Here is a 14054-nt window from a genome sequence, read left to right on the forward strand (position 1 = left end):
CAAAAAACGGTCCAAAAGCAACAAAGTTTACGAAAACAGCCAATTAAAAAGGATCGAAAGGGGCTACCAAAAGAAGAATATGGTAGCCCCTTTATTATTCATATTTAACAATTCTTTTCTTATCACACATAATCACAATAATAATAATAACATGATCGCAGAGATGGCTAGTTTATTCATTCCATTCTTTAATGACGAAATTCACTTGGTCAAACTCTTCTTTCGTCATCGCAGGTTCAATAATCAATAGCGGTCGATGTTTATTCTTTTTTTTCGGTAGTTTGGTTAATCCTTGTTTCTTTAACCAAAGTCGAACTGCGAGAATTAAATCTTCTTTCGCCTCTTTGTATGTATCTCCATATCCAATACATCCGTCGAGCCCTTTGACTTCAATTGAATATTCTTCACGGCCTTTCCAGTTATATTGTCTACGAACGAGCCATGAGTACTGTTTTAGATCTAATATATTCTGAGACTCTTGATGTCTACGGTTCATACTTATCCCCTTTTTTACAATATTTAAAAGACTGACTTAATAATCGTTAGACCTCATCGGAATTCATACATAAAGATACTAAGTTCATCTAACCATACCGATGAAGTGCCAACACTATCATATAAGCCAGCCTTGTTTTTAATTCTCTTCATAAAATTAAAGTATACCCAACCCCTTAACAATTATTCATAGAGATATAACGAACTATTCATTGTCATTTTCTTTAGTATCCTCTATTTCTTGCCGAACATGTGCTGAGGTGTGGCAGTGATCTAATAACATCTTTGCCACTTTTAACTGGTGACTTTTTATTGGAGAAGGATGTTTTTTCATTTTATGTTGCCATTGTGAGAAACTCCGCTTATCAATCAATTCCACCTTTAACCCTTGTGCATTATGATCAATGAAGCAATCCTTCGAAAGAACGGTTTTCTTTATTGGGAATTCACAATGGTTCTCTTTCATTATATCACTGATGATACTTGCCATTCGATTTAGGGAAACAATTGGACTTAATCGTTTTCTTTCGCTTTTTTTTACTTGCTCGATCCAAAAGCGCTCAGAAGAGGCTTGAAAAATACTGTGTTCACTACCTTCTAATGTCGTTATACAATGAACTTCACTAGGGGTAATTAATATAATATCCATATCTATTGGTGCTTGTTTCATCCAAAACACAGGCAAATACATTAAAAAATAATTATCAGGCATTTTCTGGGCAAAAAATCGCAAGTGTTCATCATACTTATATTTAGGATTTAAATAGGATCGTTCTAGCAGCGATGAACTTGCCCACATCAGTTGTGATCCAAATATATCATCTAAAAATAATTGCTTTAAATCGTCAAGACTATTAGCTTTTAAGGTAATTCGGTCTTTTTCTTCTTCGGCTGAAGAAGCAGCTTCTTTATCTTCAGTGGTCTTTCTTTTTTGGAACAACCTCCATCCCTTTAGCTTCTTAACTGTGCTCATTACGGTATTCGACTGCTCCCCATGACTAACAGAATTTTCACCTTCTTTTTCGTCCATTGAAACAGATACATTTAAATGTTCCCATTCATTTTTTAAGTAGTACCAACGTTCCTTCTTCATTCTTGTAAACTGAGTCGGATACCGTTGCATATCAAATTGATACCTAGAAATATAATCTTCTAATTTTATCAAGTGGGCCAAAACCTGAACCTCCACATTTACTAATTTGACATATTAGTGCGAATCTAAGAAGGAAACTAGACTAATAGAAAAACGAGCATAGGACCAAAAATCGACACAACGATTGCACTTAAAGTCATTGCTACCGAGCTTGCTGCTCCTTCTTCCTCACTATTCTCTAATGCTTTAGCCGTTCCAATTGCATGAGCAGCACTACCTGTCCCAATTCCTTTTCCTATATAGTGGTTAATTTTAAAGCATTTAAAAATATATGGAGCCAATACAACTCCACCAATACCAGCAACCATGACAAAAACAGCGGCCAACGGTGGAGCTCCACCTATTGTTTTTGCTACATCCATTGCAACGGGAGTCGTAACAGACTTCGGAATAAGTGAATAGATTAATATTTCTTCGACACCCATCCACTTCGCTAATTGCAATCCGCTAACAATCCCAATAATTGCACCAACAAATACACCAACGATGATCGAGGTAAAGTACTTTTTTAACATATTTAACTGGTTATATAAAGGGTAAGCGAGTGCAACTACAGCTGGACCTAATAATTTCTCAATCCATTCACCACCTACCTTATACGTATCGTATGGAATGTTAAATGCCACTAAAATAATAATCATTACGACAGTTCCAACCACAAGTGGTAGTGTAAACGGATAAGGATATTTTTGATAAAAGCTGCGAGCACCCACATAAACGATAACCGTTAAACCTATAAAAAGAAGCGCTAGTAATAAATCCATCATTTCTGCTCCTTTCTTGTCGCAAGAAATTGACTTAGTGCTCCAGAACATACCATAACTACTAACGTGCTAATTAACGCAATAAAAACAAGAATAATTCCTTTGCCAGAAAATACGTCTAGAAAATTCAATACTCCTACAGTGACAGGCAAAAATAATAAAGGCATATGCTTCAATAGCAAGGAGGTACCGTATTCGATCCATTTTGGTTTGATCACTTTAGTTACAAAAAGAACAAACAATAATAACATTCCTATGATACTCCCTGGAATAAATAAATCGAATGTCCGTTGGATGAATACTCCCACCCAATAAAATAAATATAAGATTGTAATATGAAGAACTGTACGTAATATCATAAAGAAAACACTACTCCTCTTCTTGTAAGAAAAGTGCAAGTGACTTGTTCAGCCATGACAGGGGACTTGTGCTAGACATTCTCGAAATTTATATTTTCTTATTCTACAAGAAAAAAGTACGAATTGGCTCATACACTGGACTTTTTCCTATATGCGATTGGTATAAATGGAATTTGTCCACATTCCATGAGCTTCTATACTCTTGGGTAAACGATTGCGAAGCCTGTGTTGAGGAATAATGATCATTCCCCTTCCAGCGTCTTGCTAATGTGATATGAGGACGATACGGGCGATTTTCAATCTCTATTCCCAGATCGGCACAAGCATTTGCAACTTTCTTTTGTAAATCGTATAATCGCTCCTCTTTTTCAACACTAGACCAAAAAATTCTTGGTCGATTTTTCTCACCAAATGTATTTAATTCATTAATCGTCAGAGCGAATGACGGAAAGCTTTTGATCACTTCATCGATGTGGTCGCCAAGACTCCTTAACATAGCTTCTTCTACATGACCTAAAAATACGAGAGTGATATGCAAATCGTGTGGATGTACCCATTTTTGAAATGGGAACTGTTGAATATTACGCTCTTTCCACTCTATTAAGCTTACATTGGCTTGACCTAATACAGGTATAGCTAAAAAAAAATGTGTTTTCATCATTAATACACCCTCTCTTCATATTTTAACGAATATCTCATATTTTGTCGTTACAATTTTTGTAAAACATTATCAAACAAATAATATAGGTTTATATAACCAATTTAGACGATAGGAATTATCCTGTTGCATATGATAAAATAAGATTGAGAAAATTTATTACATAGAATATTAAGGAAGTGACTACATGCGAGTTGTAAACAATATTGCGGATTTAATCGGTCATACCCCTTTAGTCAAACTAAACCGAATTGCAGATAAAAAAGGTGCAGCTGTGTATCTTAAGCTTGAATTCTTTAACCCAAGTGGCAGCGTTAAAGATCGTGCTGCTTATCAAATGATTGTACAAGCAGAAAAAGACGGCTTGTTAAAATCAGGAGCGACAATCATTGAGCCAACGAGCGGTAATACTGGGATTGGCCTTGCAATGAACGCTGCAGCAAGAGGGTACAAGGCAATCTTAACTATGCCAGATACGATGAGCCAAGAGCGTATTAATATTCTAAAAGCTTACGGAGCGGAAGTTGTGTTAACAGACGGCGAAAAAAAAATGCCGGGTGCCATTGATAAAGCACATGAATTAGCTAAACATATTCCAAATAGCTTTGTTCCGATGCAATTCGAAAACCCGGCTAACCCTGATGCTCATCGTTATACAACAGCTGTTGAAATCAAAGAAGCGCTCGATAGTATCGGAAAGAAACTATCTGCTTTTGTCGCAGCTTCTGGGACAGGTGGAACGATTACAGGTACAGGAGAGGAATTAAAGAAATTCTATCCAGAAGCTACTGTTCATGTGGTTGAGCCTGCAGGTTCACCTGTACTATCTGGAGGAAAACCAGGACCACATAAACTTGTCGGGACAAGCCCTGGATTTATCCCCCCTATCTTAAACGAAAGAGTTTATAACGAAATTAAAAAGATTGAAGATGAGGATGCTTATTGGGCAGCCATTGAGCTGGCTCAAAAAGAAGGTATACTCGTTGGACCTTCATCTGGTGCTGCATGCTTCGCTGCTCTCGAAGTGGCTAAATCATTGTCACCTGATGACGTTGTCGTTGCCATTGCCTGTGATACAGGAGAGCGTTATTTATCAACTGATTTATTTGATTTTGAAAATAAATAATAATGCACTTGACTAACTCATGCTAAAAGTCTTACAAATCAACACCATGACCTATATAGCAATGAGTTAGTCTTTTTCTCCAATCGAATTGGCCATGTCAATTAAATCATGAATCGATACTTTCTCCTCAATTCTTTTACTATTAGCAAGAATATATTCCCAACCGCCTTTTTGAAATATTAGGATATTGTGATATCTATCCCGCAATTGAATCGCTTTTCCTCCATCATCTAACGTATACAGCTGAGCTACCGGTGCTTTTTTATATATTCCTTGATCCTCTGGTATAACAAACATTTTGATTTGTTCTTTCGGTCTCTCTTCATTGATATACTCTATTTCTAACTTTGGCGGGTAACTATAAGAGTCAATTATTCCAAAAGAATGTGTAATCTCGATAGGGGGCTTTTTTGTAGGTAAGCTTACTTTTTTTTGATATAAGGTCTCAAATTTTTTAACTGCAGCTTGAATCGATTGATACCCCATGATTTGGTATTGCTTTTCGATTGACTGCGGTTTCCAATAAAGTTCGTTATAATGATCTCCAGCCTTTGCATACCCAACGCTTCCACCAAAAAGAAGCAATCCGAAAAGGATGAAAAGTAATTTTTTTTGCACTATAAAAAATACCTCCTTCTCAAAAACGTTTGCTGTCTTTATTATTCTTACAACAGTACACATTATACTAAGAAAAGCGGAAGGCGCCTGATTAGCTCCGACAAGCAAATGTTCTGACTGATCAAAGTCCGCTTTTTGACTTTTATCTGGCAGGTTATTTGTCCTCGAGGAGCTGGCGACTGCAGCTAGACATAAGAAAAGCGGAAGGCGCCTGATTAGCTCCGACAAGCAAATGTTGTGGTTAACTAATAAAGCTAAGTGTCAGGCACTTCAACCCCGCATATGCTTAAAAATTACCCTCGTTTATGCTTTAGCTAGCTCATAAATCGCCTGAGCATAGATGGCTGTCATTTTTAATAAATCATCAATTAGAATATACTCATCTTTTTGATGCGCAACGTCTTCACGTCCTGGAAATAAAGGTCCAAATGCCACTCCAGCTTCTAAAGAACGTGCGTATGTGCCCCCACCTATAGAAAGAAGTTCAGCTTTTTCACCAGTCTGGTCCTCATAAACTTTCGATAAGGCTTGAATAAGAGAATGTTCTTTGTCCACATGATGTGGTTTGGAATGATCGAGTAGTTGAAGTGAAAGATGATGCTCCTTAGCTACTAATTGAAGCTGCTCAATCATTTCTTCCCCTTTTTTTGTCACAGGGTAGCGAATATTTAACCCAACACTTCCACCTTGACCAACTTCATAGGAAATCAGCCCACAGTTGACCGTTAATTCACCTGTAATCTCATCCGAATAAGCAATCCCTAAACGATGTCCTCTTGAGTCGATATATAAATAAGCTGTAATGAAATCGACAAATTGCTTCGCTTCACCATCTGGTAGCAACTTCTGCAAGAACTGACTTAAATATACCCCTGCATTAATACCTAGTTTCGGTTCCATTCCATGTGCTGATTTTCCTTTTACAACAAAAGTGAACTGATTCTTATCTTCTGTCGTTAAACCTTCTAAATTATTCGCTTTCAAAAATTGATTAAACTGTTTTTTCAGTTTAATTTCACTTCCAGCCGCAAGTTCGACCGTTGCCGTCGCTTCATCCGGAACCATATTGAGTCTCCTGCCTGATTGAAATCGAATTAAATACGGCAAAGTCCCTTGTGTTTCCTCGTTAGCCTTAAACTCAAGCTTAATATCGCAAATTCCCTTTTCGGCGTATATAATTGGGAAATCTGCGTCTGGTGCAAAACCGACGGTCGGCATTTCTTCATGTTTAAAATAATGGTCGACACATTGCCACGTACTTTCTTCATCCGTTCCAATAATCATTCGTACACGCTTTGATAATGGTATTCCTAAATCTTTGACGATTCTCATCGCATAATAAGCCGCCATCGTCGGACCTTTATCGTCAATCGCCCCGCGAGCAACGATTTTATCGTCAATAATATCAGCAGCGTACGGAGGACTAGACCAGCCTTCCCCTTCCGGAACTACATCAATATGGCATAAAATGCCGACAGATTCCTCTCCTTGACCAAATTCAATGTAGCCGGCATACCCATCTAAATTCTTAACAGAAAAGTTACATTCTTCACCTTTTTTTAATAAAAAGGTTAAAGCATCCTGAATTGACATACCAAATGGGTGACCTGGACCTGCACTTCTTTCGTCCAAAACACTTGGAATCTGCAGGAATTTCCGCGTTTCGCTAATAATTTCAGCTTTCCTTTTATCCACTTCGTTCTTCCAACTAATTTTAGACAATATTCCTTCACAGCCTTTCGTTTGTTCTAAAATGTAACACGGTACTTTGCTAAATTAAATGAATTATTGTACAATAAGTAGCAAGGAGGGAATTGATGTGAATTTTAGCCATATGATGGTTGCGAATGTTAGTCAGTTACAACAAACTTTACGTATTAATATACTAAAAAGTTCAATGGCAACACAAGCAGCTTTTGCAGTGAATATGCTTGATGAGGTTTCATCAAATCAACTTCCGAAAAGGCATCAGCCCCTCACCCAACTCTAGGACAGAACATTGATATTAAAGGCTAATGTCCTATCACTGCTCATTCGACCATGCAGCCATAACTGTAATTGGCACGAATGATCATTACCCCCCTTTAATACAATGGTTGTAAGGACGATCATTTATAACAAGGAGTGGTTTTTTGAAAGCTTCAACTGATCGAATGCTGACTCGAATTAAGTCGATTTACCTCTATATTAAACAAAGGGGGACTGTCACTACGAATGAATTGGTTGAAGAGTTTGGCATAACTCAAAGAACGATCCAGAGAGACTTGAACGTCTTAGAGTATAATGATTTAGTACTTAGTCCTAGCCGTGGAAAGTGGACCGTAAACAAGAAGAAAACGAAAGTATCTTAAAATTCGAATGAACCCAAAACAGCCACTGATTTACGTGGCTGTTTTTCTTTATCAATCCAACATCGCGCAATGATAACATCAGAAGGATAAGTGTATTTATTAGCTTCCTTTAGAGCTTCTTAACAGTTCCACTTCCTCATCTGTCATTTCACGATATTCACCAAGACGTAATTTTGGGTCTAAGTGAAGTGGGCCAATTGAAATTCGTTTCAATTCCAAAACTTTTTTTCCTACGGCAAGAAACATCCGCTTAACCTGATGAAATTTCCCTTCTGTAATTGTTAACTCAATCGTTGAAATCGGACCTCCTTCGCGGATAACGAGGTGTCCAGGTTTGGTGACATACCCATCATCAAGTTCTACCCCTTCTTTGAACTTTTTAACATCTTCTTCTGTCACTTCTCCTTTTACCGTTGCTACATATGTTTTAGCAACATGTTTTTTAGGCGACATCAGTTCATGAGATAATTTTCCATCATTTGTTAAAATAAGAAACCCCTCAGTATCTTTATCAAGCCTACCGACTGGAAATGGTTCATATATTGCATGCTCAAACGCCAATAAATCAATAACGGTTTCATGTTGGTTATCTTCTGTAGCAGAAATAACCCCTTTTGGCTTATTTAACATCAAATAAATATATTGTTTATATTCCACTTGTTCACCATGAACTGTAACCGACTGTTTATCAGGATCGACGTGAAATTTTCCATCCTTAACAGTTTCACCGTCCACATGCACGACACCGGTTTTTAGCAACTTCTTCACTTCTTTTCTCGTTCCAAAGCCAACATTAGCTAACAATTTATCGATTCTCATCTAGCGACACCTCATTTTGCTTTTCTATCTCTTCTAAAAGTTTTCGACCAAAGCCTCCTAACTGCTTATGGCAGTAACTCTTGATCACCCCACGAACGGTCACTTCAAGCGAATGGTCAATCCACTTTTCATCAAATCCTTTGTTTTGAAGCTCTGTTTTTAATGATACAGCTAAATCAAGCGCTTTTTTTGTAGCCAGTTGATTAATGAGTAATACATCCTCTTCTTTCCCTTCAAGCACACTGATACCTTTTGAAAAAAAAGATTGAAGCCACTTTCTTTCCTCCTCAAACGGCTTTGGAACAATCAGCATCGCTTTTTGATCGACTACCATTTGATCCGCTTGTCCGATACATTTACAAGGTACGATTTTACATCCTTTTATGTATGGCTCGACATCAGCTTTCAACAATCCTGTAGCCATATGAAAAAAAATTGTTTCCTTTTGAAAGTATGAACCATATTCAGTAAAAAAATTAGGGTAAGCAGTTGCAGGTAATGATAAAAAAACGTGCGTTACTTCAGAAAACTCAGTGGGCTGCAGGAATTTAACGTTGAATTGTTCGTAATCATCCTTTGTTCGGACCTTTTTATGAAAAACATGAATATTAGCTTCATTCTCTTTCAATGACAATAGACTTTTTGTCAAACGGCCAAATCCGACAAATAAAATCACGTCTACCACTTCCTATCTAGTTTTCAATCAACAGCATTTATTAACTGCGCTTAAACAAAAGCGTCCAACACCTCAATGACAAGATACTGCACAACATGATAATTGTACTTGATCTCGTCTTTTGATAGTGTGGACACTTTTTCTATACTTCTTCTGTTTGAAACATATAATGCCTCGTTCTCATATTGACATTTAATACGATACCAACCGCTATCATATTGGTCATTAAAGCACTTCCCCCATAACTAATAAAAGGTAGGGCTAAACCTGTTATTGGCATTAACCCAATCGTCATCGCGATATTTTGGAAGATTTGAAAGACTAATAAACCGACAATACCTGATACTAAATAGGTTCCAAATAAGTTATTACAACTAAAGGCAATCACAATCATCCGGTAAAATATCAAAAAGTAAATAACGATTAAAATAGTAGCGCCAAGAAAACCGAACTCCTCACCAATAACCGTAAAAATAAAATCAGTATGAAGTTCAGGAACACGAGCAGGTTCACTTTGTGATTGCATCCCTTGTAAGTATCCACTTCCATACAATCTACCTGCACCGATTCCTTTTAAAGCTTCAACAAGCTGGTAACCATAGCTTCCTGCATTTTCTTCTGGATAAAGCCAGCCATAAATTCGTTCCATCTGATGATCTTTAATAATTTTATTAAATAACACAAAGTAATGATTATGCAGCCAAACTAAAAATCCAAGACCTGCAATGACACTTGTTACAAGTAAGGTGAACATTCTCCACCCGACTCCGGACATTAATACCATCGTTGCAATGATACTGCCAATCACGAGAGCCGTTCCTAAATCTGGTTGTTTTAAAATTAAAAAAAACGGTGGCAACCCAACAGCTGCAACTTTGGCAACAAGAATGCAATCCGACCTAAATCCTTTCTCTCGACCATCCTTTGTAATTCGGTACAATAAATGAGCGAGAGCAATTACAACAAAGATTTTTACAAATTCAGATGGTTGAAATAAAATTCCTCCAAAACCAATCCACCGCTGCGAACCATTTTGAATGACTCCAAATAGCTCAACAAGCACTAGTAGCACTAATCCGATAATATATAACGGTATTGAAAAGTTTCGAAATAAATCATAATCCAATACCATCGCACTTATCATTAAAAAGATCCCAATGGCAAACCAAACAACTTGTCGTTTCACAAAATAGGTCGGGTCACTTGAAAAATACTGACCCGAACCACTATATATTGCCATTAAACTTATGCACATTAATAAAAATAGTAAAAACAATAACGTATAATCTAACTGCTGTAAACTCGATTTACGTTCTTCCATAATTTCCTCCATCTATCTAAGAAAAGCACAAGCGCCCGTTCATCGGCGTATGGACTGAAGCCCTCCTAACGAGATAAAGGTAACACGGTGATCGATAGTGAACCGATGTTGACTTATCGTAAGGAGGAGAGCGAAGTCCACTAGCTGCTGGCGCTTGCGCTAGACATCACTGACAAGTTATATTTTCTTACCTTATAAAAAACAGGTTATGCCCCTAAACGATTTTCCGTCTCTTCAGCGAGGCGCTTTTGTTGTCGGGTTACCCTTGAAATATTGGCTAATATCGCGACTGATATCATCGATACGAGTAGTGATGAACCTCCATTACTAATAAAAGGTAATGGAATCCCCGTTATCGGTAATAAGCCAGAAACAGCACCAATGTTAAAAACAATTTGAATCCCAAATTGGAAGACGATTCCGAAGGCTAATAGGCTTCCAAAAGCATTTTTGCAACGAATACCAATGACCACACCTTTAATAAAGAGAATCGTATAACAAAGAAATACAAAAGCAACCCCTATCAGGCCTAACTCTTCAGAGATAATCGCTAATATAAAGTCAGTTTGAGGCTCAGGAAGATACATGAGCTTTTGAACACTTTGTCCAAGACCTGCACCCGACAATCCACCATGCGCAATCGCTATATAGGATTGCAAAATTTGATAACCATCTCCTGAAGCGTAGGCAAACGGATCCATGAATGATGTAATTCGCTTCATTCGATAAGGGGCTGCAAGAACTGCAAGCACAAACACAGCTGCTCCCGAAAGGCCTAAAAATAATAAGTGTTTAATCTTTGCTCCTGAGAAAAATACGATTAATATCGTAACTAACAAAATGGAAGTAGCTGTTCCTAAATCAGGTTGTCGAACAATTAATCCTAAGATAATCGTTACGACGATTAAGGGGGGCATAACTCCTTTTATAAATTGATTAATATAAGCTTGTTTCTGGCTATATACCGAAGCTAGGTAAATAATCATTCCTAATTTTACAAACTCAGATGGCTGTAATGTAAAAGGACCAATCTTTATCCAACGTTGGGCCCCGTTTACATCTAACCCAATAAGTAAAACGAGCGTCAAAATAATAACAGAACCTAAAATAATCATCGGGGATATTTTACGATAAAGGCGAAATGGGAAATGCATGACAATGAAAAATAAAAAGACACCTATCCCAAGCCACACCGCTTGTCGCTTTACAAAGAAGTAATAATCACCAAATGTATAAAGAGCCCAAACGTAACTAGAGCTAAATACCATAATCAGACCAAATATTGCTAATAAGAAAGTAACGACAATAAGTAACCAGTCATTGTCTTTTGTAAACGAATATTTCATAGCCCCTCCCAAGTTTATGGCCTCAAATTAACTTAAAAGGCTATCAGTCTCCTTTGTGAACACTTTTAAAAGAAGACTACTGTCCTATCGTAATTGGAAATTCAAATTCAATTTTTTATGCTTGTACAATTATATCAAACCAGGAAACTAAGAGAAAGAGACTTTTGCTGGCACTTCTTGTAGAAAAATAGGCAGTTGACTTATACTTTTCGCCCTTTCCTCGTAATATTGAACGTCGCTTATCTAGACTCGAACACACAGTTGAACAGCAAGAAGAGCAAATCAATCGTCTGAATCGTCGTCTTCGTAGAGTCGAACGCCAACTAGGCTTCTCATATTCAGACGGGTTTTAACACATGGCTCTAATTCTTATTGAAATCTGTACAGGAAAATGCTAGGGCAGTTTTCTTGCCCTAGCATTCATTATGTCTCTCTATGTGTTAAAAACTCTCACTAGTTGTTTCTTTCTATTGTGCTTCACTTTTCTTTTTCTTCCATCGCAGAAAAGAAAACCGATGACCTAAAATATGACCAGCTAAATGGGAGCGAACGGTAAAAAATAAATACACAAATCCGCCACCAGCTATCGATGGAATTAAGATAATTAACGCGTTCAGCCATCCTGTCATTGGAAAAACAAGCTCTAGCACATGTTTTAATACTATAACGACTATTGCCATTACCGCTACAAATATGGAAATGAGCAAAAACCTCTTAAGTATAAACCGATAACTATAATTTGCGAACTTACCAATCGCCCACACATTGATCGCAATCGATATCGCGTACCCAACATATGTCGTTAAAACCCCACCTACTGCACCTAAAGAATAAATTGCCCAATAATTTGAAGCCAGCTTAACAACAAGAGCAATCACTAAACCAATCACTGCATACTTTTGTTTATTCATCCCTTGCAATATTGCTGCTGACACAGCAAATAATGAAAAGAACACAGCAATTGGCGCATAGTAGCGAAGGATGCTTCCACCAATCTCAACATCTGCAAATCCGAAAAGGACACCAAACGCAGGGTATGATAATATCGATAAACCAACAGCTGCAGGGACCGTTAAAAATAGGATAATTTGATAGGTCTGCGTTACCTGTTTTCGCAGTAACTTTTCATCTCCATCAATAAACGATTTTGTAATCGTTGGAACGAGCGTAATCGAAAATGCTGTAGCTAATGCCACTGGAATTAGGATAAGCTTATGTGACGATTGGGAAAACACCCCGAATGCGACTTCTGCATCCGCTTGTGAAACTCCTGAGGCCATTAATGCCTTGTTAAATGTAAATAAATCAATAAGCTGATATAACGGGATCGCAAGGCCAACAAAAGATAATGGTAGCGCATAAGAAATGAGCTCACGATACATCTTTTTAAGAGAAATCTGATGATCAATTGTACTTTCACTCATTTGACGATTTAAAAGCTCTTTTCTTTTAAACCAATAGTATAATAGGACACTAAGTCCACCGATCGCTCCAACAAACGCTCCAAATGTCGCAAAGCCAACAGCCGTTCCAATATTACCTTGATACACTCCGACAATTAAAAATGTTAAACTTAAAATGAATATAATTCGCACAATTTGTTCAACAACTTGTGATACCGCTGTCGGCCCCATCGATTGAAAACCTTGAAAGTATCCGCGAATAACTGACATAATCGGAACAATAATTAACGCTGTACTGACCATGCGAATCGTAAAAATCATATCGTCCATCGAACTTCCTTGAAGTTCACTAGGGTCTTTAATAATCCACGTAGAGATAACAGGCGCCATAAAAAACAGCATTAAAAACGCCATAAACCCTGTAATCGACATGACCACCAGTCCCGAACGAAACAACCTTCTACCCGTATAATAATCTCCTAATGCATTATATTTAGCAACAAATTTTGAAACAGCCAGCGGAACCCCCATCGTAGCTAAGCTAAGGATGACCGTATAGGGCAAATACCCATATGCATATAAGGCTAGCCCTTGCTGTCCAACAATTGCACTAAACGGAAAAATATATATTAAACCAAGTATTTTTGAAATGAACGTCGCAGCCGTTAAAATCATCGTACCGCGAAGAAGTTTAGAGTCTGACATAGAGTCCTCCTGAATATTTGCAACCTCTGAACATATACAGTCTACAGTATTTTGACAAAGTATCAAGTCAATCTTTCATTATTTTTATAAAATAATTTCGTTTTTTCGGACCATCAAATTCACAAAAATAATTTCATCTCGCTTTGTTGTATGTAATGTTACTTTCATTTGGCTCTTTTCTCAAAGATTGCTGCTTTTAGCTTTTGGACCGTAAGCCAAGCGGATGCTTGGCTCTTCACGCATAGCGTGAAGGTTTTGAA

At 37.5% G+C, this 14054-nt stretch carries 15 protein-coding genes; 3 read left to right on the forward strand and 12 right to left on the reverse strand.

The genetic code is table 11. The features are described 5' to 3' along the window. Positions 1–172: 172 nt before the first annotated feature. The 5 genes from J0N78_RS14940 to thpR form a co-directional block, all read right to left on the reverse strand. A complete protein-coding gene (locus J0N78_RS14940) occupies positions 173–496 on the reverse strand; it encodes a type II toxin-antitoxin system HicB family antitoxin (RefSeq protein ID WP_209123918.1) in 324 nt (107 codons plus the stop codon). A gap of 204 nt (positions 497–700) precedes the next feature. Then, positions 701–1669: an NERD domain-containing protein gene (locus J0N78_RS14945; RefSeq protein ID WP_209123919.1), complete on the reverse strand. Its 969-nt coding sequence runs from the start codon at positions 1667–1669 to the stop codon at positions 701–703. A 56-nt stretch (positions 1670–1725) separates the two neighbouring features. Continuing rightward, positions 1726–2412: an LrgB family protein gene (locus tag J0N78_RS14950; protein ID WP_307794950.1), complete on the reverse strand. Its 687-nt coding sequence runs from the start codon at positions 2410–2412 to the stop codon at positions 1726–1728. After that, positions 2412–2771: a CidA/LrgA family protein gene (locus tag J0N78_RS14955; protein ID WP_209123921.1), complete on the reverse strand. Its 360-nt coding sequence runs from the start codon at positions 2769–2771 to the stop codon at positions 2412–2414. Before J0N78_RS14955 ends, J0N78_RS14950 begins: the two co-directional genes overlap by 1 nt. 103 nt (positions 2772–2874) lie before the next feature. Then, positions 2875–3432 carry an RNA 2',3'-cyclic phosphodiesterase gene (gene thpR, locus J0N78_RS14960; protein ID WP_209123922.1) on the reverse strand — a complete coding sequence of 186 codons (558 nt, stop codon included), beginning with the start codon at positions 3430–3432 and terminating at the stop codon, positions 2875–2877. Between the two features lie 184 nt (positions 3433–3616). Here thpR and cysK point away from each other — a divergent pair, with 184 nt between their 5' ends. After that, positions 3617–4555 carry a cysteine synthase A gene (cysK, locus tag J0N78_RS14965; RefSeq protein ID WP_209123923.1) on the forward strand — a complete coding sequence of 313 codons (939 nt, stop codon included), beginning with the start codon at positions 3617–3619 and terminating at the stop codon, positions 4553–4555. A gap of 66 nt (positions 4556–4621) precedes the next feature. On the opposite strand, the gene J0N78_RS14970 is transcribed toward cysK, so the two are convergent. Both J0N78_RS14970 and pepV read right to left on the reverse strand, forming a co-directional pair. Beyond that, complete coding sequence (locus J0N78_RS14970; protein ID WP_209123924.1) at positions 4622–5173, reverse strand: hypothetical protein; 552 nt, start codon at positions 5171–5173, stop codon at positions 4622–4624. A 303-nt stretch (positions 5174–5476) separates the two neighbouring features. Continuing rightward, positions 5477–6895 (reverse strand): dipeptidase PepV, encoded by a 1419-nt coding sequence (pepV, locus tag J0N78_RS14975; RefSeq protein ID WP_209123925.1) that lies wholly within the window; start codon positions 6893–6895, stop codon positions 5477–5479. Positions 6896–6992: 97 nt separating this feature from the next. On the opposite strand from pepV, the gene J0N78_RS14980 reads away from it, so the two are divergent. Together J0N78_RS14980 and J0N78_RS14985 are read left to right on the forward strand one after the other, a co-directional pair. Further along, positions 6993–7163, forward strand: coding sequence for a hypothetical protein (locus J0N78_RS14980; protein ID WP_209123926.1), 171 nt, complete (start codon positions 6993–6995; stop codon positions 7161–7163). A gap of 142 nt (positions 7164–7305) precedes the next feature. Then, positions 7306–7524, forward strand: coding sequence for a DeoR family transcriptional regulator (locus tag J0N78_RS14985; protein ID WP_175576473.1), 219 nt, complete (start codon positions 7306–7308; stop codon positions 7522–7524). Between the two features lie 99 nt (positions 7525–7623). On the opposite strand, the gene J0N78_RS14990 is transcribed toward J0N78_RS14985, so the two are convergent. The 5 genes from J0N78_RS14990 to J0N78_RS15010 form a co-directional block, all read right to left on the reverse strand. Then, on the reverse strand, positions 7624–8343 hold the full coding sequence (locus tag J0N78_RS14990) for a pseudouridine synthase (RefSeq protein WP_209123927.1): 720 nt from the start codon (positions 8341–8343) through the stop codon (positions 7624–7626). Continuing rightward, positions 8330–9019, reverse strand: a complete 690-nt coding sequence (locus J0N78_RS14995) for a hypothetical protein (RefSeq protein WP_209123928.1) — start codon at positions 9017–9019, stop codon at positions 8330–8332. The genes J0N78_RS14990 and J0N78_RS14995 overlap by 14 nt, the downstream gene beginning before the upstream one ends. Positions 9020–9161: 142 nt before the next feature. Next, complete coding sequence (gene rodA / locus J0N78_RS15000) at positions 9162–10340, reverse strand: rod shape-determining protein RodA (protein ID WP_209123929.1); 1179 nt, start codon at positions 10338–10340, stop codon at positions 9162–9164. Positions 10341–10546: 206 nt separating this feature from the next. Next, positions 10547–11686: a putative lipid II flippase FtsW gene (gene ftsW / locus J0N78_RS15005; protein ID WP_209123930.1), complete on the reverse strand. Its 1140-nt coding sequence runs from the start codon at positions 11684–11686 to the stop codon at positions 10547–10549. Positions 11687–12153: 467 nt separating this feature from the next. Beyond that, entirely contained in the window at positions 12154–13794 is a 1641-nt protein-coding gene (locus J0N78_RS15010) for a putative polysaccharide biosynthesis protein (RefSeq protein WP_209123931.1), read from the reverse strand. Positions 13795–14054: the final 260 nt, after the last annotated feature.

Source organism: Alkalihalobacillus sp. BA299 (assembly GCF_017745675.1).
In the GTDB taxonomy this organism is placed as follows: domain Bacteria; phylum Bacillota; class Bacilli; order Bacillales; family Bacillaceae_F; genus Alkalihalobacterium.

What these genes read in the sequence shown, in the direction of transcription:
- J0N78_RS14940 (WP_209123918.1), bottom strand. Translation starts at nt 496, where the DNA reads ATGAACCGTAGACATCAAGAGTCTCAGAATATATTAGATCTAAAACAG.
- J0N78_RS14950 (WP_307794950.1), bottom strand. Translation starts at nt 2,412, where the DNA reads ATGGATTTATTACTAGCGCTTCTTTTTATAGGTTTAACGGTTATCGTT.
- J0N78_RS14955 (WP_209123921.1), bottom strand. Translation starts at nt 2,771, where the DNA reads ATGATATTACGTACAGTTCTTCATATTACAATCTTATATTTATTTTAT.
- thpR (WP_209123922.1), bottom strand. Translation starts at nt 3,432, where the DNA reads ATGATGAAAACACATTTTTTTTTAGCTATACCTGTATTAGGTCAAGCC.
- cysK (WP_209123923.1), top strand. Translation starts at nt 3,617, where the DNA reads ATGCGAGTTGTAAACAATATTGCGGATTTAATCGGTCATACCCCTTTA.
- J0N78_RS14990 (WP_209123927.1), bottom strand. Translation starts at nt 8,343, where the DNA reads ATGAGAATCGATAAATTGTTAGCTAATGTTGGCTTTGGAACGAGAAAA.
- rodA (WP_209123929.1), bottom strand. Translation starts at nt 10,340, where the DNA reads ATGGAAGAACGTAAATCGAGTTTACAGCAGTTAGATTATACGTTATTG.
- ftsW (WP_209123930.1), bottom strand. Translation starts at nt 11,686, where the DNA reads ATGAAATATTCGTTTACAAAAGACAATGACTGGTTACTTATTGTCGTT.
- J0N78_RS15010 (WP_209123931.1), bottom strand. Translation starts at nt 13,794, where the DNA reads ATGTCAGACTCTAAACTTCTTCGCGGTACGATGATTTTAACGGCTGCG.